A 24,191-nucleotide genomic window follows, 5' to 3' on the forward strand; every position below is an offset into this window, starting at 1 on the left:
ATTACCAACAAGTCGATCAGGGTTAATCAGAAAATACTAGTGAAATTTGAGGAGGATATTATGGAAGCTAGAGAGCTGCCAATCAATCCAGAAAAAGTAATAAACGAAAGAACAAAGTTGAAGGGAAAAAGTAAGTATTTTACTAAATTACAAGCTTTTATGCTTTTAATCGCGACATTAATCGTTAGTGTTGTCGGAGGCTATTTTATAAGCGAAAAATATTTATGGTCCAATTCCGACCAAAGCCGGCTTGATAAACAAATCGATTATTATCAAGCATTAGTGGATGATAAGCCCAATAATGCTGAAAATCGGGTGAATTTAGGCTACTCCTACTTTGTAAAAGGCGATAACGACAATGCCATTAAACAATTGAAGATGGCAACCGACCTAGATAGCAAATACTTTGGTGCCTATTTTAACCTAGGTCTTGTTTATATTAAGGAAGAAAGATACAACGATGCTTTAAAGCAGGCTCAAAAAGCGGCAGAGTTAGGACCGCGTAATTTTAAAGCACATCTATTATCCGGAATGGTTTATCGCAATTTGAAAATGTATGACGAAGCGAATAAATCTCTCAAAGAAGCCCTAAAGTTAATGCCGACTAATACAGATACCATCACGGAAATTGGCCGAGTGGCTGAGGATCAAGGCAAAAAGAAGGAAGCTGAGAAATTTTATAAAGAGGCATTAACCTATGATCCGCTCTATAAACCTGCATCTGAAGGCTTGGAGAGAATCGCTGCAAAAGGAAAAGACAACAAATAGAAGGAGCTGACCACACTTGAAAAAGAGAACTGTTTATATATTGATGAGTAGTATTGTCGCACTTTCTGTTTCCTTCTTTGCAGCAATCTATTTCTTTAATTTAGAATCGACTATCAAACCGATTGTTGCAAAAGTAGATCCGAGCGGACCGCCGGTGTTTACGAATGCCTTATATGGGGAGTTTAATGCCCCCCTAAATAAACCAATGGATGTAACAAAAATTGGGGAATTTGTTTATGTAAGTGATACAAATAACAAACAAGTGCAAGTGTTTGACCAGTCAGGTACTTCGGTCTTTAAGTTCGGGAAAGAAGGTACAAAAGAAGGAGAATTTAAATTCCCATATGGAATAGCTGGAGATAAAGATGGCAACGTTTATGTAGCAGATTTATACAATGCCAATATTTCTATTTTCGATTCAAAAGGTAAGTTTCTCAATTACTTTAATGATAAAGAAAAAGTTCTAAAATCGCCTGGCGGGCTGCGGATTATTGGTAAAAAGCTCTATGTTACTGATATTAAAGCAAATAAATTGTTTGTTTTTAATTTAAGCGGAGAGAAACTAATGGAAATCGGCGGCGCTGGTATGGAAGAAGGTAAATTTATCGCACCGAATGCGGTAGCGGTCGATAATGATGATCAAATCTATGTTACAGATTCAGGGAATAATAGAGTCCAAGTTTTTGATAAAGACGGCAAGTTTCTCAAAATTATCAATGGATCTAAAGAAGGAAAAGGTGATCCTACCTTCCTAAATCCAAGAGGGGTTGCCGTCGATTCTAAGGGAAATGTTTATGTTGTAAACAATCTCGCACATAATATTTATGCTTTCGATAAGGATGGTAAGGAATTATATGAATTAGGTGGAATGGGAACTGAAAATGATAAACTCTATCTCCCAAATGGTCTGTTTATTGACGATCGAGATACCTTGTTTGTGACAGATACCATCAATCAAAGAGTATCCGTTTTCTATTAAAATTCCCCTTCCTGGTAAAGGAGGTGAGCCGAAAAAGTAGAATTCTTGCATTTTACCATTAAATAAAGAGAGAGAAATTTGGGAGGTTTTAGAAATGAGTAAGTTAAGAATTGGGTTATCAACTGTCTTTATGCTTATGTTATTGAGCATATTCAGTGCAGGTGCCTTTGCGGAAGATGGCGTGCCGCCTACTTCTACCAACCCTGCACCTGGAATTCATGTTGGTGATGTTGATAACTTTGGTAATCAAAGTACTCACAGAACACATGGGAATTTCCAAAACAACACAAACTCTTGTGCAAACTGTCACAGTACGCATAACGGGGAAAATGCTCAATTGTTAATGAAAGACGGAGAATACGAGCTTTGTATGTCTTGCCATGATGGTACAATGGGCTTTTATAACGTAGACCAAGCGAGTGGCGCAGGTGTTTTCAATAGCAACCATCAAAGTGCCTCCATGCACGCTGTAACATCGAATATTAAAGTCAATACAGCACCAGGATCCTACAATAATGGAGCATTAGATAGTATGGTTTTAGAATGTTCCAGCTGTCATAATCCACACGGATCTGTCAATGACCGTTTATTGAGAGAGAATGTAATCAACGGAACGACACCATTTGCTTACAATACTGTTAATAACGTTAAAACAATTGTAGCAGCAGGTACAAAAACGATTAACCTTGATTTAGTAGAAGATTCTGCTTATAAAGCAATCAATGATGTTACTGGCACGGGCGGATTAAAAATTTATACATCCAATGGTCCAAAGGGAGCAACTGATAAAACTTACTATGCGCAATTCTGTGGGGCTTGTCACAACGATTACGTCTCCAGCAGGTCTTCATCAGTTACTTCAAGACCAAGTAACATTGCAAAAACGGCTGCAGGAAACACCCATGACTACTTATATACTCATACGACAAACAGCTCTTCACAAGGTAGAAGCTGTGCTTCTTGTCACTATGCACATGGTACCGATGTAACCACTATGATGGATGCCCAAGGTAAGAAAGTGGCTGACTATGTGGCTTCAGGCTGGAGCCAAGAAAAAGCTGAAGCATACATGAAGGATGTAAGTGCTGGAGGATCTAACTTGAAGAAGTTCACAAATACCGTTGTTTGTTGGACTTGTCACCAAACAACTCATAAGATTGACACTAACCCAGTTGATCCGCAATTCCTAGATCCTCTAACAGGTGCGTTAAAAGGCAAAACAAAAATTAAATAAAATTAAGTTTTCCAGTAAGTAGAATGAGTTTGTAACTCATAATTAAAGAGTAAATTAAACAAGGTAGCAATAGTATTATTGTTACCTTGTTTTAAATGAGTCTAGAAAAATGGAAGGATTACTTCAAGGGGGTGGTTGGAAAAGGAAGTGAATATGCTAGTTTTTACAAAAAGAGAAAAAGAGAGATTACAAACAGAAAGAACTTGGGAGGTTCTAGAAATGAGTAAGGTGAAAATTGGTTTTTCTGCAATACTTACGTTTATTTTATTAAGCATGTTTGCAGCATTTGCCTCTGCTGAAGGGTTTGATCCATCAAATCCTACAAATCCAGCTCCTGGAATTCATGTAGGTGATGTTGATAACTTTGGTAATCAAAATACACACAGAACACATGGTAATTTCCAAAACAACACAAACTCTTGTGCCAATTGCCACAGTACACATAATGGTGAAACTTCTACATTGTTAATGAAGAGCGGAGAATATGAACTTTGTATGTCCTGCCATGATGGTACAATGGGGTTCTATAACGTTACAACGGCTAGTGAAGCTGGTGTTATTGGCTCTCATGAAATGAGTGCCTCCATGCATAATGTCGATTCAGAATTACAATTGAAAGCAGCTCCTGGTGCATTAGCTAATACATCTACTGCCACATTTGAATGCTCAAGCTGTCATAATCCGCACGGATCAGCAAACGACCGTTTATTAAATGAAAAAGTTGCGGGTAAACAATATGGTTACAACTATAATGTCACTATTGTTGGTTATACAGAAACGATTACTAAATTGAATCAGGTGCCACTAGGTCAAAAAGCAATCAAACTTAATTTAATCGAGGATCCTGCATATGCAGACATCAACAAGAGTTCAACACTGTCTGGTCTAAAAATTTACAAATCAAATGGCATTTATAATGCACCGAATGCCACTGAAGGAATAACCCAACAAAACGTTTACGATTACAAATTGAACTACTCAGAATTTTGTGCTTCTTGCCATGACGATTACCTAAAGAATAGAGAAAATGGCCCTAGAGCTGATGGTGTACATTATACACATACAACAAATAGTACTAAACAAGGTAGAAGCTGTGTAGCATGTCACTTTGCTCATGGAACTGATATCACAACACTAAAAGACACAGCTGGAAAAACCATTGCAGATTTACAAAATCAAGGTTGGTCTGAGGCGAAAGCTAAAGCTTACATGAAAGATGTAAGTGAAAAAGGTTCTTCCTTAAAGAGATTCACAAACATGGCTGTATGTTGGGCTTGTCACCAATCTACACATCAAATCGACTCTCCAGGGGCTGTTGATCCTACAACTAAGAAAGTCTTAAGTCCAATTCCTGGTGGAGATTACTCAGGTAAGTCCTCAATTAAATAATAAAAAAAGCTAACAAATAGCCCCACTATTTGTTAGCCCTTATCAATCTCATAGTAAACAAGGTGGCAATATCACTATTGTTACCTTGTTTTTATTATTGCAGCGGGTTTATAAATTGTCAAAAACATTTAACTTAACTATGAAAATTAATGTTAAATCAGTTGATATAATTATTTTATAATGCAAAGAGAAAAGGATGAATAACATGAAAAGGAAGAACTACAAACGAAAGCTAGTTTCATATATTGTTATTTGGAGCGTTTTTCTAAGTTCACTCCTTTTATATTCTCCTAAAAACATTGCTCTTTCAGCATCAGGTGTTCCAGAAATAAAGATTCTTACGCCGGATGCAGGAGTTGCATTTGATGTTTCAACGGTTGAATTTGCAGGAAGAGTTTCTGAGGAACTAACTACTCCGGATAAACTTTTCGTAAAGGTTTTTGAACAGCAGAATGATTCACTGCAGCCCATTGATATTACGGATGCGGGAAGACTTTCGATAACACTCTTGGATCAATATGCTGACTTTACCTATTCTAAAGAATTCAGTGAGGGAGCCCATGTTTTAACCTTTGTGGTTACAGATGAAAATGGAGTTAGCAGCAAGCTTGAGCAATCCTTTACAGTTTCTACTTCTCGATCTATACAGAGTAATGACACTTCAACAGAAGCTGTTAACGACACGGTCATACCGTCTCCAACTACTACTGAAGAGAATAGTTTGAATCAATTAGATACAGAAGAAGCCGGAAGTAGGCCCTATATGGCTAATATGTATCTGATTCCCGGTGATGCTGGGGATGAATATATTCCTGAAGAGGAAGGACCTGAGAGTTACCTTCCGGCTGAAGACATGACGCGAGTTCCTTTAGATTATAAGATATTAATTGATATTAGAAGTACAGAAGCATTACCAGAAAATCAACCTTTGATAACGGTTTTTGGAGAAATTACTGGAAAAGAAAAGTTGATTAAAACAGCTCAGCTAGAGAATAAAATCAATTCTTATGTATATACCTTTACACCTGATGACAGGCTTAAACCTGGTACTATCTACAATGTTTATTTAAATCCAAACTTCTCGAATGAAAATGGAAAACAGATCATCCCAAGATTTATTAAATTTACTACGATCAGTACAGCTTATGAAAATTATCAATTTGATGAAGCTAAGAGTAATATTGTTAGAGATAAAGACTTTATTCATGGTCCCTATTCAAATGTAACCAATGCATGTTCTTATTGCCATAGTACGCATAACGGAAGTAACTCGACCCTTGAAGGTGGAAAATTTGGTGCTGAGGGCGATCAATTGTGCATGGCGTGTCATGATGGAACGAATGGTTCCCCTATGCCTGAAAAGTATGATGAATCAAATAAGCATCATCAAGATTCTAGTGTTTCATGTTCGAGCTGTCACAATCCCCATTCATCAGGGACAAAGGATAATCCAAACAGTTTACAAAAAGGCTCATATGATGGACATACTCAAATCTATTCCTATAAGAAAGCTAGTACAGCTACAGGCGATGTTGAAGACTTTTCATTATGCTTTAGCTGTCATAATGGCGAAAAGGCTTCCAATATAGAACAATATTATAAGGATGAATCCTTAATAAACCAATCGGGACACAAAATTCAATCAACTGTTGACAGTGGCAGCTCGTTAAATGGGCAGCTTCCATGTGCAGAATGTCATGATACACATGGGTCAAGTAATATTAAAATGCTAAGAGAAGAACTAGGGAATGTAAAATTAAAAACTTCGGATAAATTTAAGACAACTAGTTCGAAGTGGATTGCAGAAGATGAACGTACTTTCTGTTTGAAGTGCCATAATGAGCCAACAGAGATTTATGGAAAAACGGGTTCATTTCGTTTAATAAGTGCACTGGATGAACCTATTTCTGGACATCAGCCAGATGATAAATTGGTTTATTGTTCCTCCTGTCATGGGGGAGCAAGTAAATCCGCTATTGAGGCGGCACATGCACCAAGTAAATAATGTAAAAAAAGAGAGGGGAAATAGCTCCTCTCTTTAATTTACATTATTTAACTGTTTTCAGCCATTCAACCAGCCCCTCAATCTTCCTCCACAAATGCAAATGCATATCCGCATAAACAATCGCTTCATTCTCATCACCTAACCCGTAAAACTCAGGAGCATAGGCTGGGAGTCGCTTTCTACCAGTTAAGTAGGCGATGACATGTTTGTTCTCTTTCTTAGCTTGCTTAAGAAGCATGACTGCATTTTTAGTAAAACCATTATCGTTAAGCTCAATCAACAGCTTATTGAAGTAATACTGTGCTGTTTCCTCTTCATATTGTGCAAGCAAAGCACGGGCCTTATCCATTTCGCCCAAATCGACATATGCCACAAACAAAGAGTAACGAACACCTTGGTTATCCATTGGATTTAGCTCAATCAACTCTTCGTATTGCCGTGATGCCTCAGTGATTTTTCCTAACAGAGAAAGAGCTTCGGCATAATGCTGCTTTGCCCGCATGAACGGTCTTGTTTCGATTAAGCCCCAGAAGGAGCCTGTATTTTCTTTGAAAAAGGCTTTGCCTAGTTCTCTCTCTCCGGCTTGAATTCCTTTTTCGTAAAGTAGAATAGCTCCTTCAAGACTCTTTGTTTTTTCTGCGAGAATGACATAGGCATCTGCACAGTTTGGATTAAGTTTTAGTGCTTCCTCAGCTAGTTTATATCGATGTTGTCCTTCAGTCTGCATGGCATCGTAGATCATGTTTCTAGCTCGTTCTTGAGCGGATCTCGATATCGTTCCCGAAGGGCTTTTCACTTTTTTAGCAGTCTTTTCAACACTTGGCAATGTCTGCACATTTGATTCAACCACATTTATACTCTGGTTTTTAGGAAACTCAATCACGGTTGCTTCCTTAAATGGCGGGTCTTCGTCGGCGTTGAATACCAGTCCCATCAGCTCAGCGATTTCCATTGATAGTGAAGATTCTAGCTCTGAATAAATTGAGCTGATACCTCCTGGGGAAACTTCATAAAGTTCAGCTAATTCCTTTTGGGTAAACATTTTTTCCATAGGAGTGATGGTAGAAAGTAAATAATGCAGGGCAGCTACATAAAGGTATGGATTTTGAATCCGCTTTTGTTTTTTTAGGCAAAAATTCTGCCAAAGAATTATGCCTGTATCGACAATCGGAGCCGGAACTCCCAAGGCCTCTAGCCTGTTTTTGAAAATATCCGCAACTTCTTTATAAATCGGTGCCGGCCATTCCATTTCGTCAATATCAAGCAGGCCGCCTATCATCGGAAGTTCATTCAAGACCTCCATGAAAAAATCAGTGAGGTAATCTTGTGGTGAGTCATAACCAGCCTCTATGCTGCCATCCTCAATATATTGGAAGGCATGTTCGGGCTCTATGTCCGGCAAATCAAATGGGGATGGGAAAAAGACATAGTTTTGTTCGTAGGGAACCAAGATTCCAACGAAGAAGGAATCTTCCTCAATCGTAACCGGCATGCCCGTAACGACCGCATCCAATTGTTCGCCAGTGAACCCGTCCTCTACAGTAATTTTGTTATTTTCCAGGGTAATGACCTGGCCGGCAATGGTTCTGGCATTCGTCCAGGTTTGTAATATTTGCTTCAGTTTCGGACGCTTCATTTTGCTAGTTTCCGAAGTAATAAATTTCTTAACTATTGTATCTCCGTCTTCTAATACTTCAAAAAGCGAAAACCAAATTGTATGTATCAATTCATAAAAATGCAATTCTTGTTCATTATCAATGTCAGTGAAAGTCCCAAAGTCTTCAAAATCCTCTTGGATGTCATGTCCATAGTGATAGACAGCAAAATGAATCAGCTGCTTTTGAAGGTCATCAATTTCCCCTTCAAGGATTTGCGTGATAGAAATAGCTTCGGTTGCGCCGCAGCACTTTTTGTACTTTTTCCCGCTGCCGCAAGGACAAGGGTCATTCCGGTTTATTTTCTCCAACTTACTCCGCTCCTTTGTCTCCCAATTTTAGTGAAAATGCTAAGTAGAAAACTAAAAGAATTTATGTGCATTTCGTCCAGTTTGTTCTTATTAAATAGTACCATTTTTAACAGGATGATAGATGAATTATACTAAGTATTTTACTATCAAGCGGTCAAGTTTTGAATTTTATGCGGTAATCACGCTATAATGGATAGGGAACTGAGCGATGCCTTCAGAATAAACTACAATACAGGATATGATTTTTATTTTTATAGAGGTGACGAAAATGGAATTAGCAGAAATTCGTAATGAACTTGAAAAAACAGCTAAGATATTGGCGGACTTTAGGGGGTCTCTTTGACCTTGAAAATAAGGAAGCCAGAATCGCTGAGCTAGAGGATGCCATGCTTCATCCTGATTTTTGGAATGATCAGCAGGCTGCACAAACGGTTATCAGTGAAGCTAACGGTTTAAAAGAACAGGTGAATGAGTTCAATGAATTGAATGACTCATTAGAAAACTTGGAACTGACCTATGAGCTTGTCAAAGAAGAAAATGATGCCGAGCTGCGTGCGGAGCTAGAAGACGAGCTTCTGCAGTTAACTGGCCGCTTAAATCAATTTGAACTGCAGCTTCTTTTAAGTGAAGAGTATGATAAAAGTAATGCAATTTTAGAGCTTCACCCTGGCGCCGGTGGAACGGAATCACAGGACTGGGGATCAATGCTATTAAGGATGTATACACGCTGGGCAGAAAAGAAGGGCTTTAAGGTGGAGACACTGGATTACCTGCCTGGCGATGAAGCGGGTATAAAAAGTGTGACCCTGTCGATTAAAGGTCATAATGCTTATGGCTATTTAAAAGCAGAGAAAGGAGTTCACCGGCTTGTACGGATTTCGCCGTTTGATTCCTCTGGCCGCCGCCATACTTCATTTGTCTCATGTGAAGTAATGCCTGAACTGAATGATGATATTCAAATCGAGGTTAGGACAGAGGATTTAAAAATTGATACGTATCGTGCGACCGGTGCGGGCGGACAGCATATCAACACGACGGATTCAGCGGTGCGGATTACTCACCTTCCAACAGGTGTGGTAGTGCAATGCCAGTCAGAGCGCTCGCAAATTAAAAACCGTGAAGCGGCCATGAAAATGCTAAAAGCCAAGCTTTATCAACGGGAAATTGAGCGTCAGGAACAAGAGCTATTGGAAATTCGCGGTGAACAAAAGGAAATCGGCTGGGGGAGTCAAATTCGATCCTATGTCTTCCATCCTTATTCGATGGTAAAGGATCACCGAACCAGTACGGAAAGTGGTAACGTTCAGGCTGTTATGGACGGGGAATTAGATCAGTTTATTAATGCTTACTTGCGTTCGAGAATTTCATAATAAAAATTAAGGCCTTTGTCGATAGGTTCGGCAAAGGCTCTACTTCTTGTGATTTTTGCCGATCTTGGAGGAACTTGAGGGTGTTTTTGAAGTCTTCTAAGGGGTTCTTCTAAATTACATCCAATTACCACGCCTCATTTCTTCTGATACTAGCTCAAACATCTTATCGTGGTCCTCTAATTTGTTTTCAATATGTCTAAAATGGCTTCTAAACTCAGAGGCATTGTTTTCAACTGTGTCCTTAAGAGATTGAATACTCATATCAACGTTATCTAACCTTTGATTGATTCCCACAAATTGCTGGTCCATACCATCGAGCCGCTTGTTCACACTAATAAATTGCTGGTCCATGCCATCGAGCCGATTCTCAGTTGCGTCAAACCGCTGATCAATACTGTCGAGCCGATTCTCGATTACGTCAAACCGCTGATCCATGCCGTCGAGTCGATTCTCAATTGTATCAAACCGCCGGTTCATTTGTTCCATCATCTGTTTTAACAAGTGCTCCATCCTTACTCACCTCCTTTTTACAAATTATAGCATATTGCGAATTAAATCCGACAAAAAATTCCCAGCTGTAAAGCTTTATGAAAATCAGAATTATTGCAAATGCTAAATATAATTTTAATCCTTTATCGCGGTAGCCCAATGCCATTTACAGCCTAAATGGGTCATGCTATACTCACTCTCGGTTAGTGAAATGAAGAATTTTAGAGGAGAAAGCAATCATGAATATTTTAAGCAAAATCACCGATACATATCCGAAAACGAGAGTGGCAATTGATTATCTATTAGTCCTAATCGGCTCCGCAATCATTGCGTTTGCCTTTAACGTGTTCCTTTTGCCAAATCAAATTGCCTCTGGCGGTGTCAGCGGCATAAGTACGATTCTGAAAACAGTCCTTGGCTGGGAGCCTGCTTATGTCCAGTGGTCATTTAATATTCCGCTATTTATTGCCGGCGTTATTTTATTAGGAAAGCAATTTGGGGTAAAAACGTTAGTTGGAACGATTTTTCTACCGATGGTTGTATTCGCTACAAAAAATATAGAACCATGGACACATGACGCGCTGCTTGGAGCTTTGTTCGGCGGAATTGGTGTCGGCCTCGGTCTCGGGATTGTTTTTAGAGGGAAAGCATCGACTGGCGGAACGGATTTAGCCGCTCAGATTATTAATAAATACACAGGATATACTTTGGGTAGATGTGTGGTTTTAATTGATGGAATTATTGTTCTGACTGCTGCCATCGTATTCGATATCGAAAAAGGGCTGTATGCTTTAATCGCTCTTTATGTGACAAGTAAAACGATTGACTTGATACAGGTTGGATTTGGACGGTCGAAAATGGCGATGATTATTACCAATAAGCAGGAGGAAGTCCGGCAAGGTATTTTGAAAAAAGTGGAACGGGGCGTGACCAAGCTTTCTGCACATGGGGGATTTACCGAAAATGAACGTCCCGTGTTAATGTGTGTAGTCGATCAATCGGAGTTCACAAAATTGAAACAATTGGTTAAAACCCTTGATCCATCTGCATTTGTCGTCGTTATGGACGCTGCTGAGGTACTAGGTGAGGGTTTTAAACGAGCCTAGTACTAGTTTATACTATAACAGTAATGGAATTTTTTTCTGTAGGGGGAAAAATAATGAAGAAAAAGCTACTAACGTTGTTAATGGGGACATCTTTAGTAATGGGACTTGCTGCTTGCGGCGGCGGCTCAGACGATGACAATGGCAAGGATACTGCTTCTGGTGGTGAGGCAGCAAAGATTGTAGATCAAAAATGCTCAGGCTGCCATGGCGGGGATTTAAAAGGGGCAATGGGTCCAGACTTAACTAAGATTGGATCTAAATACTCCAAGGATGAAATTTTAGATATTCTTAAAAATGGCAAGTCAGGCGGTATGCCAGCTAACGTAGTGGAAGGCGATGACGCTGAAACGGTTGCTGCTTGGCTTGCAGAAAAAAAATAAAACCATTGAAAACGTTCTGCGAAATCGGCAGAGCGTTTTTTCATTCTGTCTGAGTTGTGACAGTTCGCAAAATAAAAAGGGAAATCAGCGAAATATATTCTAAATTCCGTGAAATTCCCGTTCCTCCTGCGAAATCCTCAATTCCCTATAAAAGGAATAGTCATTCAAACCTACTGAATAAATATGCAAGCAAAAAAAATCGACAAAAGAGACTTATCCTTTTGTTAAAAAAGGCAGTTATATTGGATAAACATGGCGGATTTTGTATTCTTTGAAAAGAAACTGTAATATTTTTACCGCTTTTTTTGGCGATTTATGATGTTATAATAATATCATGCAAAATTATGCGCACATTGTCTTGTATTTTGGCCGCTTTTGAAAATAAAAGAAGATTTTTGTCGAATTTTCTAAAATAACTTTAAAACTAGGTGATATAAATGATAGAACTGCAAGAGGTATATAAAAAGTACCCAAACGGCGTAACGGCCGTTAATGGAATAGATGTCCGGATCAATCAGGGCGAATTTGTTTATGTCGTTGGTCCAAGTGGTGCCGGGAAATCGACCTTCATTAAAATGATGTACCGTGAGGAGGTACCAACCTCAGGAACAATCATGATGAACGGTGTAAACTTAGCAAAATTAAAGATGAAAAAGGTTCCCCTTTTTAGACGAAATTTAGGTGTTGTTTTCCAGGACTTCAAGCTGCTTCCTTCTCTAACAGTCTATGAAAATGTTGCGTTTGCATTAGAAGTAATTGAAGCACAGCCGAAGTATATTAAAAAACGAGTTATGGAAGTTCTTGACCTTGTGAACCTAAAACATAAGATTAAAATGCTGCCTTCCGAGCTTTCCGGTGGTGAGCAGCAGCGTGTTTCCATCGCTCGCTCCATCGTTAACTCACCGAAAGTGGTTATTGCAGACGAGCCTACTGGAAACCTGGATCCTGATACGTCATGGGAAATTATGAAGATTTTTGAAGAAATCAATGAAAGAGGAACAACAGTTGTGATGGCAACCCATAACAGGGAAATCGTTAATACATTAAGGCATCGCGTGATCGCTATCGAAGGCGGAAAAATCGTACGTGATGAGCAGAAAGGTGATTACGGTTATGAAAATTAGAACAATTGGCCGTCACGCCCGTGAAAGTATAAAAAGCATTGGCAGAAATGGCTGGATGACTTTTGCATCCGTTAGTGCTGTTACTGTTACATTAATTTTAGTCGGCGTCTTTTTCGTTATAATGATGAACCTTAATAGAGTGGCCGAGACCATTGAAGAGGACGTGCAAATCCGCGTTCACATTGACGTTGCTGCCAACAAACAAGATCAGCAAGCATTAAAAAGTGAGATTGAAAAGATACCTGAAGTAAAAAGTGTCAAATTCTCGCCAAAGGAACAAGAATTAAAAGATTTAGTGCAGAGTCTTGGTGAAGAAGGAAAGGCCTTTAAGCTATTTGAACAGGATAATCCGCTAAACGATGTATTTATCGTAAAAACGAAAAAACCGACAGATACCATGAAGGTTGCGAAACAAATAGAAAAAGACAATTTCGTGGCAAAAGTAAAATACGGGCAGGGCAAGGTTGAAAAATTATTTAAATTTATCAAGGCAAGCCGAAATGTTGGTGTTGTCTTAATTATCGGCTTATTCTTTACAGCGATATTCTTGATCTCTAATACGATTAAAATTACGATTATTGCTAGACGAAGAGAAATTAAGATTATGAGATTGGTAGGGGCTACCAATAATTTTATTCGCTGGCCATTCTTCCTTGAAGGACTATGGCTCGGTATTCTTGGTTCAATATTACCGATTATCCTGATCGCAATTGCCTACTATCGTGCTTATGACTATATCGGACCGAAACTTCAGGGAACTTTTATTAAAGTTCTGCCTTTCGATCCATTCGTCTATCAGGTTTCCGGCATCCTCATTTTAATGGGGGCATTGATAGGAGTATGGGGAAGCGTCATGTCCGTTAGGAAGTTTTTAAAGGTTTAGGCTGCATTAAAGGCCATTACTGATTTTTAGACTGTTGATTGGAGCGCAAATCAACTACTAAATTAACAAACCAAAGGTTTAAAAATCATCAGGAAGGGCTCACTACGTAGTCCTTCCTGATTTCTTCGTGTTAAAAAACATACAAACAGATAAAGAACGATTTACCTGTACATAGAGAAATGGGAGGAGAAATCGAGATGAAGAAAACATTTATCACTCTCGCCACAGTTGCCGCAGTGGGGTTTGGGACCATTTTTGTGGGAGTTCCTGCAAAGACAAACGCAGAATCCATTTCCAAACTAAAAGGCGACCAAAATAAAATCCAAGAGCAGCGTTCCGATGTGAAATCAGGAATTAATGCATCAAATGATAAAATCAGTGACCTGCAAAATCAGCAGGCAGACGTAAAGAGCGAAATGAAGCGCCTGGACTATGCCATCACTGACGCGACTAATAAGATTAATAATGAAACGGCTAAAATAGAAAAAACTAAAGTTGAAATTACAAAACTTCAAGAAGAAACAAAGGTTTTAAAGGATCGAATTAAAAAGAGAAATGTACTCTTAAAGGACCGTGCCCGCAGTTATCAAGAAAATGGTGGAATGGTCAACTATCTCGATGTATTAATGGGCTCAGAAAGCTTTAGTGATTTCATTGACCGTGCCAATGCAGTAGCCACCATCATGGAAGCGGACCGAGATATTTTAAAGCAGCATGAAGCCGATAAAAAGGAACTTGAAATAAAACAAACACAAGTGGAAAAAGACCTTGCCAGCCTGCAAACCATGGTGGCAAACTTAGAAAAAATGAACAAGCAGCTGGCTGCTCAGAAGGCGGAAAAAGATAAATTATTAGCCGGTCTAGTCGAGCAAGAACAAGAAGAACATGAACATGTAATGGACTTGAAAGAGCAGGAAGAGCTCTTGGCAGCACAAGAGGCAGCGATTCAAAAGGCCATCCAATTAGAACAAGAAAAACAAGCACAGGCAGCAGCAGCAGCAGCAGCCAATAAAAACACCTCTTCAAGCACAAGCTCAAGCACAAGCTCAAGCTCAAACAGCGGCGGCGGAGCGAGTTCTGGTTCGGTTCCTGGAATTTCTAGTGGCTATTGGACACAGCCGGCAGTCGGCAGACCCTCATCCGGTTTTGGTATGCGAAGTGACGGCATGCACTATGGTGTAGATATTGCAAATAAGACTAAGGTACCAATTGTTGCAGCAGCAGACGGTGTCGTCATTAGATCCTATCTATCTAGCAGTTATGGAAACTGTATTTTCGTTTCACACTCCATTAATGGACAAGTTTATACGACTGTATATGCCCATATGAGCTCACGGATAGTCGGTAATGGCGCTGTTGTGAAAAAAGGCCAGCAAATTGGAGTTATGGGTAATACAGGTTCATCTGAAGGACAGCACTTACACTTTGAACTTCATAAAGGTCCGTGGACACAGGATAAGCACAATGCCATCGATCCGAGAGGAATTGTTCCACTTCCATAATAAGAAACAGGAGAAGCTTTTTGCTTCTTCTTTTTTTTATTTTTTATAATTCGTCTAATTGTTCGTCCTCATTTCTATTCATAACTCGTCCAATCCGCTCATATATGTTAATAAACGGGCAGGAAAATGATGCCTTTATATAAAAATAGATAGTAAACAGGCGTTTTAGCTGAGGAGGATCTCAATGAATCGAAAATGGATTGCCCTGTTAATGACGGGTTCGCTTCTCACGGGAGCGGGGGGCACATATGCAGGAATGCAGTTTTTTGAAAATAAACAATCAAGCTCCGCCCTCGAGCAAGCACTATCTCCAAAAAATAAAGCCGTAAATTCTGCAACAGAAACTGCCGACCTCGGAAAAGTCGAACAAGCCTATGATTTGATTTCAAGCCGATACGTTGAAAAAGTAGACAGCGACAAACTTGTTGAAGGAGCCATTCAAGGGATGCTTTCCGTTTTAAAGGACCCGTATTCGGTTTATATGAACAAGGAGACAGCCCAGCAATTCACCCAATCGTTAGAATCATCTTTCGAAGGAATCGGAGCTGAGGTCGGAATGGTAGATGGCAAAATTGTCATCGTTTCTCCTTTTAAAGATTCCCCGGCGGAAAAAGCAGGCATTAAGCCGAACGATCAAATACTAAAGGTGGACGGCAAGAGTGTGGAAGGACTTGACCTAAATAAGGCGACGTTAAAAATCCGCGGTAAAAAGGGCACCACGGTAAAGCTGGAAATAGCCCGTAATGGCCTAAAAGAACCGCTCACCATTGATGTGAAGCGTGATGAAATTCCGCTTGAAACCGTTCACGCTTCCGTTAAAAAGCATGATGGCAAAAAGGTCGGCTATATTGAAGTAACATCATTTTCAGAAGATACAGCAGCGGATTTTAAAAAGGACTTAAAGGCTTTGGAGAACGATCATATCAAAGGCCTGATTATCGATGTCCGCGGGAATCCGGGTGGTTTTTTGGAAAGTGTCGGTGAAATTTTAAAAGAATTTGTTCCGAAGGATAAGCCATATGTGCAAATACAAGAACGGAACGGCGATAAAAGGCGCTATTTCTCTACCATTTCCGAAAAGAAAGATTATCCAGTTGTCGTTTTGGTGAACAAGGGCAGTGCATCAGCTTCTGAAATCTTAGCTGGATCTCTTAAGGAGGCCGATGGTTACCAGCTGGTCGGTGAAACTACTTTTGGCAAAGGAACGGTGCAGCAGGCTGTACCAATGGGGGATGGAAGTAATATTAAATTAACGTTAGCTAAATGGCTGACCCCGGATGGAAATTGGATTCATAAAAAGGGCATCAAACCGGATATCGCCATTAAGCAGCCGGCCATTTTTGGAACCCATCCGCTTCAGGTTGAGAAGCCGCTTGTGGAGGACATGAACAATGAGCAAGTAAAGAGTGCCCAAGAGATTCTTGACGCCCTTGGATTTGCTCCTGGCCGGACAGACGGATACTTTAGTTCCGAAACAAAAATTGCTGTAAAAGGATTCCAACAGCAATATAATCTGCCACCAACCGGGAAAATTGACAGTAAAACAGCTGCCAAACTAGAGGAAATTACGATTAAAGAAATGAAAAAAGAGAAAAATGACCTCCAGCTTCAGACGGCGTTGAGGTTGATTACTAAATAGAAAACAGGGGCTTTTGGCCTCTGTTTTTTGTCATTTTTTTCTAATATTTTAGTGGATTCGCAAAATAAACTGCAGTTTTTTGCGGAATTATCGAGAATTTCCACGGAAATAGCAGCCAAGTTCGCGGAATAAATCTGGAATTATGCGGAATTCCGGCAAAAGTCCGCGGGAATTAGGGGTGATGCTCGTAAATCCCCAATATGGCCTGGCGAAATTAGTAAGAAAGACATTTTTTCATTTTTCTAGAAACTAGCAATATGTTTTATGGTTGTAATTTGGTAAAATAATCTTTAAGGGATTTTTTATACTAGAATGCTAGAAATTTAATAGAGGCAGGTGACAGGAATTGGTGCAAATATGGCTTGTAGAGCTTCTTAAAGGGACAGGCAAGTTATTTCTTCATCCTGTTTTATACTATCTCGTTTTCCTTGCAGGGATTTTAGGCGTCATGAGGGTGAAACGTGAACGGAAAAATTTCCATATTCGGGCGTATGATGCCTATTTCGAGCTCCGGCAGTTGTTTCCAGCTGGCCTTTTAATTGGTCTTGTGCTTTCTATTATTGTGGTTTCGGCAGGGATTGCCGTTCCTTTTGCCGCAATCTTGCTAATCGCAGGATTTACGTTCTTATGGTCTCTTACAACAAATGTTCGCTGGGTATCACCAGCCTATACGGTTGGTGCAGCCTTTTTTGCTATCATTTTGTTTGCGGAAAATAATTGGTCCATTCCCCCGTTTTCGGATGCCTTCCATTCGATTGGTGACAAGGTGTATCCTTCCCTTGTGGTAATATTGGGGCTTTTGTTAATCGCAGAAGGGATGTTGATTGTAAAAAATGGCACTAGAGGGACCTCTCCAAAACTAGCTAAAAGCAAGCGGGGTCAAAGCATTGGTGTCCACGAAGTGAAACGCATCTGGATGCTCCCATTGTTTTTGCTGGTACCAGGTGATGCTCTGCATCTTCCGTTCGAATGGTGGCCAGTCTTTCATATCGGGGCAAAGGAATTTTCGCTTATTCTTGTTCCATTTGCGATTGGCTTTCACCAACAAATTAAAGGGACGCTGCCAAAAGAAGCGGTCCAGCTCTATGGCCGACGAGTCATCACTCTTGGAGGCCTGGTTACAATCCTTTCCGCAGCAGGCTATTGGAATCCGCTATTCGGCATTGTAGTTGCCTCACTGGCTATCATTGGCCGTGAATCTTTAGCATTATTTGCTTATTTGAAGGATGAAGGGCTGCCATTTTATTTTTCGAAAAAAAATCAAGGCTTGATGATTATCGGAATTATACCGGAATCTCCTGCCGATAAAATGGGACTTCAGGTTGGTGAAATCATCGCAAAAGTCAACGGAGTATCGGTTCTTGATGAAAAAGTGTTTTACGAAGCCCTGCAAAAAAACCGTGCGCATTGCAAACTCGATGTTCTCGATACAAATGGCGAAATCCGCTTCGTTCAGCGTGTTTTATTTGAGGGGGATCACCATGAACTGGGGATTCTTTTCGTACATGATGAACGCAGGTATGATGAAAAAATTGGATAAAGAATGGGCTGCTTCCGGCAGCCCTTTTTATATTCCGATATCATTATTAAAATAGGTAAGCTGATAAAAGTGAAAACTTGGACTAGCGTAGAGGAGAAAAATCGAGCTTTTTTTTCCTAAAAAATGGGTGCATAACTTATTGCACAATCAAACAGCATAACTGCTTCGTTTATGGCTAATGAGGCATAAAGATGTTGTAATTTCCACCGTACCTTATCATTTAAAAAAATAATTTATCAATATGAGGGCAGAATTCACCATCAGTGATTCTGCCCTATATTTTTTTAATACCCTTAACAGGATCTAAAGTAGCTGGCATTCTTTGAGCGTGAATTCCGAGTACTTTTATAAGTTAAAAATGGTTGACAAAAAGAAAAAAATATCATATGATTATTTCGAATTAAAGATATTTAAATTTGAGATTAGATAAATTGAAATATCTTAATTTGAGATTTTTTAGGTGGTGCTAATAATGGGATTATTAGATAAATTATTTGGAAAAACATCCGAGGAGGAAAAAACTGTGGAAAAATTAAACATTGGTATTATTTTAGGAAGCACTCGTCAAGGACGCGTAAGCCCACAAGTGGGAGAATGGATTAAAGGAATTGCTGACAAACGCGGCGATGCCAATTATGAAATCGTAGATATTGCTGATTTTAACCTTCCATTTTTAGGAACTACTGACGGCTCTGAGCCAGGTATTGCAGAGTGGAACCAAAAGCTTGCTAGTCTTGATGGTTTTGTATTCATCGTTCAAGAATACAACCACAGCATCACAGGTGCATTAAAGAATGCCCTTGATTTTGCCCGTGAAGCTTGGAATAACAAAGCTGCTGGTATCGTCAGCTATGGATCAACTGGAGGAGCGCGTGCTGCTGAACACTTACGCGGCATCCTAGGAGAATTAAAAGTGGCCGATGTTCGTACACATCCAACATTGTCATTATTTACAGATTTCGAAAACGGAAGTGTATTCAAACCAGCTGAATTGCACCTTACAAATGTAACGGCTATGCTTGACGAAGTCGTTTCTTGGAGCGGCGCATTAAAGACAATCCGATAAAAAACTTGAGGGGATGATTCTTATTAATCATCCCCTCTCTTAATTATAATTTCCGGTATTTTTTCATTGACAAAATATTTAAAATGACAAAAACCAATGCGAAAATGACCAAAGCCAAAAGGTCGCCGCTGATTTCACTAAAACTAAATCCCTTATACATAACGCCCCTTAAAGCGTCCCCGGCATAAAACATCGGGAATAACTTTGCAATTGCCTGTAGCCAATCGGCCATTCCCTCAAGCGGGAAAATCCCGGCAAAAAAGATTTGTGGCACGACCGCGATGGGGATAAACTGCATCATTTGAAATTCGGAAGCAGCAAATGTCGATAACAAAGTTCCTAAAGAAAGGGCGACCAATGCTAACAGCAGATTAATCAGCAGGACATTCCAAATCGACCCGACCAGCACGATATCCAAAACATTAACCGCATAAAAAACGACGATACATGTTTGTATCACTGCAAATATGCCATAACCGGCGAGGTAGGCTGTAACAATTTCTCCTCTGCGAATTGGAGTCGATAATAACCTTTCCAATGTTCCTGTGGTCCTCTCGCGCAATAAGCCAATCCCTGAAATGATGAATACAAAGAAGAAGACAAAGAATCCAACTAAAATCGGGCTTAACACATCAAAAAAGACCGTATCTTTATTTCCATAAACATAGTTTGTTTCAATCTTTTTAGGCATCATGCCTGCCATTGCCGGATTTTGCTGTATCAGCTTGGACTCCGCAATGGCTACAACGGTTTGATTAACCTTTGCCTGCAAGCCTTTAGCTGACGTAGGGTCATCATTTTGAAGTGTCAATTTTATTTGCCCGTCTTCCTGGACCAAGAGCCCGTTCAGGTCGTCATCCACTACTGTATTTTTTGTTGCATTCTCATATACCTTTACCTTTATATCGGCATTTTTTAAAGCTTTTACAAGACTGGTATCCACACCCGATACGCCTAATTTCGGTTCAACTGTATTCCCATTAAATAAAAAGTACATCAAGGTCAAAATCAACAGCGGAGCAACAAACATTAAGGCTAGCGTTCGTTTGTCACGAACCATTTGCTTTATGATTCTTTTGATAAGCGCCATCGTTCTCATGACTGCTTCACCCCGGCTTTCCGGAATACTTCATCGAAATCATCCGTACCGTATAATGCTTTTAACTCATTTGGTGTACCGTTTGTCAAAATGCGGCCGTCGCGAACCATGGCGATATAATCACATTTAACCGCCTCATCCATCACGTGGGTGGTCACAATAATCGTTTTTTCATCCTCATTTTTTAGGCGTAATAGTTCATTCCAAATCGACAGCTTTAATTCGGGGTCAATCCCTACAGTTGGTTCATCCAAGATTAAAATTTTCGGATCCTGAATGAGCGCAATCGCCAACGAAAGCCGCCGCTTCATCCCGCCAGAATAAGCTGCCACACGTTTCTTAAGATCACCCGTCAGGTTGACTAAGTCCGCCGCATAAGCAATTCGCTCCTTCCGCTCTTCTTTATTAAGCTTATATAAAGAAGCAAAAAATTTAAGATTTTCTTCACCGGTCAGCTCTACATACAAGGCATCAGATTGCGCCATATAACCAATTTCCTGGAGCAAACCGAGATTTGGCATCGGTACATCTAATACATGAATCGATCCGTGATCGGCTTTTTCCATGCCAACAATCATTTTAACTAATGTGGTTTTCCCTGCCCCCGATGGCCCGATTAGACCGTATAATTGCCCTTTCTCGATTGTTAAATTGATGTCATTTAAAACAGGCTTCTTTCCAAAGCATTTGCTAACTTGTTCCACTTTAATGGTTGGATTCATCAAAAACCGCCTCCTAATCAAACACAGTAATGAACACCGTGTTGACCATCTATACCCTAATATTAAGATGCCATGGCAGGAATTACAATGAACAATAATGAGGAAAGTGTTCATTGTTACGGGTTAGACTCTAAAAGATGGCTGTCTTCTTCGATTACCTTATTTTTTGAGCCCTGCCACATGTCCCGGTCCAAAAAGGGTCATTTTTGTTAAAATTAAGGTCATTTCCCGCGGTGATTTTTCCATTCCGCTTTGCAGCCAATGCTGAATGACCCCAAGGTGGGCGGAACTGACATAAGAAATCAAGTAATCGACTGGGACGAGCATTTCTTCGATTATTAGATCTTCCGCTATTTTTTGAAAAAAGGTTTTTTTGATTAATTCCTTCATTTTGCCCTGAAAAGAGGCGTCCCCTTTTGGGCCTAAAATGACCTTCATGAAACTCGCATTTTCTTGGAAGTATTCAAAAAGCTTCAAGATAATGGGAAAAGGTTCGTCTTGACTGGTAAAGCTTACCGCCTCTTTTGGCTTGATATTATTTACTAGCTGCCTAATTCCTGAAATTATCTCTTCTTCACTTTGCTCCAGGAGATCGTATTTATCCCGGTAATGCAAATAAAAGGTGCCGCGGTTAATACTCGCTTTTTCCGTTAAATCGAGTACCGTAATCCCTTCAAAGCCTTTTTCTTCCATTAACTCAGTGAGAGCATCCCGGATCATTCGTTTAGTGCGGATGACTCGTCTATCTGCTGCTTTATCGGACATTTTTTAGCCCTCCAAATAATTTTTCAAAAATCAACATTTTCTTCATTTCTGTTAATTACTCGACATTGCGACCAATATTGTTTATTGCGATACCCAATAGACCCATTATAATTAACAGTGTGAACAATAATCAACAGCTTGTTCAATAAAGGGGGAATACTCAATTATGAGTTTGTTTAAAAATAAACTGGTCATTTTATCGCCTGTTATTGTTTTAATCGTGGTGCTTATTTTTGGCCTAACGCTTGTCCCATCAGTAAAGCCCACTCCGAAAAACGTACCAATTGCGTTTGTCAACGAGGATCAAGGAGTGGAAATCCCCGTTCAAGGCAAGATGAATATGGGGAAAACGATTACTGAAATGATTCAGGCAAAAACGGAAAAAGAGGCACCCATTAAGTTTATTTTTATAAAAAGCAGAGAGGAAGCAAGGAAGGGATTAAACAACCGTGAGTATTACGGAGCGATCGTCATTCCTAAGGATTTTTCACAGAAACAAGCATCCTTAATGGGCCCTTCACCAACATCACCGGAAATTAAGATAATGGTCAATCAAGGGATGAACACGATTGCTTCGACAATGGTAACCACCGCGCTTAACGGAATGGTCGACAATATCAATAATAATGTCCGGGCCCAGTTACTCGCGGCCTTTGAAAAACAAGGCGGCACTGTGACCACGAAACAAGCTGCAGCGTTAGTATCACCGATTACAAAGAAAGTAACGAATGTCAATGAAGTAGGGACGGCGAGCATGAATGGCAATGCTCCGATCTCCTTATTTCAGCCGCTCTGGATGGCAAGTATCGCAGGGGCAGCCATCATATTCCTTATGGTTAGTAAATTACCTTTTGCGAATCGGAAGGAAAAACTCGCTGTTCACGTTGCTCAAATACTGATGGGAGCAGTTATCGCCCTTGTTGCCGGCTTTGGATTAACGTGGATGGCGGATACAATCGGTGTTGAGATTCCTCAATTCGGTGATATCGCCTTATTCTTATCTCTGACCTGCTTCAGCTTTTTCTTAATGATATCAGCAGTTCTATCATGGACGGGTATTAAGGGGATTCCAATTTTTGTCCTGATTCTTTTCTTCGGCGCACCGCTGCTCGCGATGGCTCCGGAATTTATGTCTTCGTTTTATCGTGACTGGATTCATTCGTGGCTGCCAATGGGCTTCATGGTCGACGGTCTTCGTGAATTATTCTTCTTTGGCAAAGGCATAAGCTGGAACCACCCGACATCAGTTTTAGTATGGATTGGGTTGGTGAGTATGGTTGTTATTTTTGCTTCAGTTGCTAAGCCAGGGGTTAAAAAGGAGACTGAATCACAAATTGACCTAAATTCCTGATACCAATAATTTTCATGATTAGAATAGAAGTGCCCGAGTGGCTCAAATGAAAATTGGAAGTTTTTGTGCATAATTGAAATTTTAACGGCTAATCCTAAAGTGGGAAATTTCTTATCCATGGAAGGTGGTTTAGCCATGATAATTAGCTTATTGAATGGTTTTGAGGTTCAAAATCCAGGGATTTTTAATATGGAAGGAGCTGCGTCCATACTTTTCTATTTTACGGTATACTCATTCATTGGCTGGCTCCTGGAAAACAGCTATAACTTCTTAACAAAAAAAAGTTTTTTAAAACCGAATTTTTTATTTGGTCCTTTTAAACCAATGTATGGGTTTGCTCCTGTGCTATTAGTTTATTTTATTAGCCCAGAGACGCATTTGGCGGTTGCCTTGATGTTATGCTTTGTCATTCCAACCTTAGTAGAGTACTTGACCGGTACGTTGCTGTTGAAGATTTTCAAGCGGCAGTGGTGGGATTACTCGGATACCCCGCTTCAGCTCCATGGTCATATTTGTCTGCCTTTTTCGGCCTGCTGGGCAGTGCTGTCGTTTCTTTGCTTAAAATGGATTCATCCATTGGTTGTCACTTTATACGGAGTCTTTGAACCCTATTGGGCTTGGGTTTGGGGTGCAGCGGGCCTTTACTTAGTTGCCGATCTCGCATTGTCGATTAGAAGGCACTCCTTGCAAGAATTTGATAGAGTGCCTGACACCCTGAAAACTCCTTCTGATTAAATGAGGGCACTGAAAAACTTACGTTTTTTATTTTTAAGTCTCAATTCAATACAAAAAAAGGCAATTTACTCTGGTTTTA

Annotated in this window: 21 protein-coding genes; 16 read left to right on the forward strand and 5 right to left on the reverse strand. The window is 40.0% G+C overall.

What is annotated here, in order from left to right:
- The first annotated feature begins 60 nt into the window (after positions 1 to 60).
- From AC59HZ_RS28500 to AC59HZ_RS28520, 5 genes are all read left to right on the forward strand, one after another.
- Complete coding sequence (locus AC59HZ_RS28500) at positions 61 to 768, forward strand: tetratricopeptide repeat protein (RefSeq protein WP_496549135.1); 708 nt, start codon at positions 61 to 63, stop codon at positions 766 to 768.
- A gap of 16 nt (positions 769 to 784) precedes the next feature.
- Positions 785 to 1,747 (forward strand): 6-bladed beta-propeller, encoded by a 963-nt coding sequence (locus tag AC59HZ_RS28505; protein ID WP_496549136.1) that lies wholly within the window; start codon positions 785 to 787, stop codon positions 1,745 to 1,747.
- Between the two features lie 94 nt (positions 1,748 to 1,841).
- On the forward strand, positions 1,842 to 2,981 hold the full coding sequence (locus AC59HZ_RS28510; protein ID WP_496549137.1) for a cytochrome c3 family protein: 1,140 nt from the start codon (positions 1,842 to 1,844) through the stop codon (positions 2,979 to 2,981).
- Between the two features lie 135 nt (positions 2,982 to 3,116).
- The gene (locus tag AC59HZ_RS28515) at positions 3,117 to 4,370 is read left to right on the forward strand and encodes a cytochrome c3 family protein (protein ID WP_496549138.1); all 1,254 of its coding nucleotides are present in this window, start codon (positions 3,117 to 3,119) and stop codon (positions 4,368 to 4,370) included.
- Positions 4,371 to 4,575: 205 nt separating this feature from the next.
- Positions 4,576 to 6,375 (forward strand): cytochrome c3 family protein, encoded by a 1,800-nt coding sequence (locus AC59HZ_RS28520; RefSeq protein WP_496549139.1) that lies wholly within the window; start codon positions 4,576 to 4,578, stop codon positions 6,373 to 6,375.
- 43 nt (positions 6,376 to 6,418) lie between these two features.
- Here AC59HZ_RS28520 and AC59HZ_RS28525 read toward each other — a convergent pair whose 3' ends face one another.
- Positions 6,419 to 8,341, reverse strand: a complete 1,923-nt coding sequence (locus tag AC59HZ_RS28525; RefSeq protein WP_496549140.1) for an SEC-C metal-binding domain-containing protein — start codon at positions 8,339 to 8,341, stop codon at positions 6,419 to 6,421.
- 268 nt (positions 8,342 to 8,609) lie between these two features.
- On the opposite strand from AC59HZ_RS28525, the gene prfB reads away from it, so the two are divergent.
- A protein-coding gene (gene prfB / locus AC59HZ_RS28530) for a peptide chain release factor 2 (RefSeq protein ID WP_496549141.1) occupies positions 8,610 to 9,711 on the forward strand; the annotation gives its coding sequence in 2 pieces (ribosomal slippage) (positions 8,610 to 8,681 and positions 8,683 to 9,711; 1,101 coding nt in all).
- A gap of 114 nt (positions 9,712 to 9,825) precedes the next feature.
- Here the strand turns inward: prfB and AC59HZ_RS28535 are convergent.
- Positions 9,826 to 10,221 carry a hypothetical protein gene (locus AC59HZ_RS28535; protein ID WP_496549142.1) on the reverse strand — a complete coding sequence of 132 codons (396 nt, stop codon included), beginning with the start codon at positions 10,219 to 10,221 and terminating at the stop codon, positions 9,826 to 9,828.
- Between the two features lie 218 nt (positions 10,222 to 10,439).
- On the opposite strand from AC59HZ_RS28535, the gene AC59HZ_RS28540 reads away from it, so the two are divergent.
- The 8 genes from AC59HZ_RS28540 to AC59HZ_RS28575 all read left to right on the forward strand — a co-directional run bounded on the left by AC59HZ_RS28540 (position 10,440) and on the right by AC59HZ_RS28575 (position 19,440).
- On the forward strand, positions 10,440 to 11,306 hold the full coding sequence (locus AC59HZ_RS28540) for a YitT family protein (protein ID WP_496549143.1): 867 nt from the start codon (positions 10,440 to 10,442) through the stop codon (positions 11,304 to 11,306).
- Between the two features lie 53 nt (positions 11,307 to 11,359).
- Positions 11,360 to 11,686, forward strand: a complete 327-nt coding sequence (cccB, locus tag AC59HZ_RS28545; RefSeq protein WP_430064756.1) for a cytochrome c551 — start codon at positions 11,360 to 11,362, stop codon at positions 11,684 to 11,686.
- A 437-nt stretch (positions 11,687 to 12,123) separates the two neighbouring features.
- Positions 12,124 to 12,810: a cell division ATP-binding protein FtsE gene (gene ftsE, locus AC59HZ_RS28550; protein WP_496549144.1), complete on the forward strand. Its 687-nt coding sequence runs from the start codon at positions 12,124 to 12,126 to the stop codon at positions 12,808 to 12,810.
- Positions 12,800 to 13,693 (forward strand): permease-like cell division protein FtsX, encoded by an 894-nt coding sequence (gene ftsX / locus AC59HZ_RS28555; RefSeq protein ID WP_496549145.1) that lies wholly within the window; start codon positions 12,800 to 12,802, stop codon positions 13,691 to 13,693. Before ftsE ends, ftsX begins: the two co-directional genes overlap by 11 nt.
- Positions 13,694 to 13,890: 197 nt before the next feature.
- On the forward strand, positions 13,891 to 15,195 hold the full coding sequence (locus tag AC59HZ_RS28560; protein ID WP_496549146.1) for a murein hydrolase activator EnvC family protein: 1,305 nt from the start codon (positions 13,891 to 13,893) through the stop codon (positions 15,193 to 15,195).
- Between the two features lie 184 nt (positions 15,196 to 15,379).
- Positions 15,380 to 16,834 carry a S41 family peptidase gene (locus AC59HZ_RS28565; RefSeq protein ID WP_496549147.1) on the forward strand — a complete coding sequence of 485 codons (1,455 nt, stop codon included), beginning with the start codon at positions 15,380 to 15,382 and terminating at the stop codon, positions 16,832 to 16,834.
- A gap of 346 nt (positions 16,835 to 17,180) precedes the next feature.
- Positions 17,181 to 18,374, forward strand: coding sequence for a PDZ domain-containing protein (locus AC59HZ_RS28570; RefSeq protein ID WP_496549148.1), 1,194 nt, complete (start codon positions 17,181 to 17,183; stop codon positions 18,372 to 18,374).
- 472 nt (positions 18,375 to 18,846) lie between these two features.
- Positions 18,847 to 19,440: an NADPH-dependent FMN reductase gene (locus AC59HZ_RS28575; protein WP_496549149.1), complete on the forward strand. Its 594-nt coding sequence runs from the start codon at positions 18,847 to 18,849 to the stop codon at positions 19,438 to 19,440.
- 43 nt (positions 19,441 to 19,483) lie between these two features.
- On the opposite strand, the gene AC59HZ_RS28580 is transcribed toward AC59HZ_RS28575, so the two are convergent.
- From AC59HZ_RS28580 to AC59HZ_RS28590, 3 genes are all read right to left on the reverse strand, one after another.
- A complete protein-coding gene (locus tag AC59HZ_RS28580; protein WP_496549150.1) occupies positions 19,484 to 20,539 on the reverse strand; it encodes an ABC transporter permease in 1,056 nt (351 codons plus the stop codon).
- Positions 20,536 to 21,261, reverse strand: a complete 726-nt coding sequence (locus tag AC59HZ_RS28585) for an ABC transporter ATP-binding protein (protein WP_496549151.1) — start codon at positions 21,259 to 21,261, stop codon at positions 20,536 to 20,538. Before AC59HZ_RS28585 ends, AC59HZ_RS28580 begins: the two co-directional genes overlap by 4 nt.
- A gap of 159 nt (positions 21,262 to 21,420) precedes the next feature.
- Complete coding sequence (locus AC59HZ_RS28590) at positions 21,421 to 22,026, reverse strand: TetR/AcrR family transcriptional regulator (protein ID WP_496549152.1); 606 nt, start codon at positions 22,024 to 22,026, stop codon at positions 21,421 to 21,423.
- Positions 22,027 to 22,198: 172 nt separating this feature from the next.
- Between AC59HZ_RS28590 and AC59HZ_RS28595 the strand changes: the two genes are divergently transcribed.
- Both AC59HZ_RS28595 and AC59HZ_RS28600 read left to right on the forward strand, forming a co-directional pair.
- Positions 22,199 to 23,377 (forward strand): YhgE/Pip domain-containing protein, encoded by a 1,179-nt coding sequence (locus AC59HZ_RS28595; protein WP_496549158.1) that lies wholly within the window; start codon positions 22,199 to 22,201, stop codon positions 23,375 to 23,377.
- A gap of 135 nt (positions 23,378 to 23,512) precedes the next feature.
- A complete protein-coding gene (locus AC59HZ_RS28600) occupies positions 23,513 to 24,112 on the forward strand; it encodes a putative ABC transporter permease (protein ID WP_496549153.1) in 600 nt (199 codons plus the stop codon).
- Positions 24,113 to 24,191: the final 79 nt, after the last annotated feature.

The organism is Neobacillus sp. DZ-9 (genome assembly GCF_059587065.1).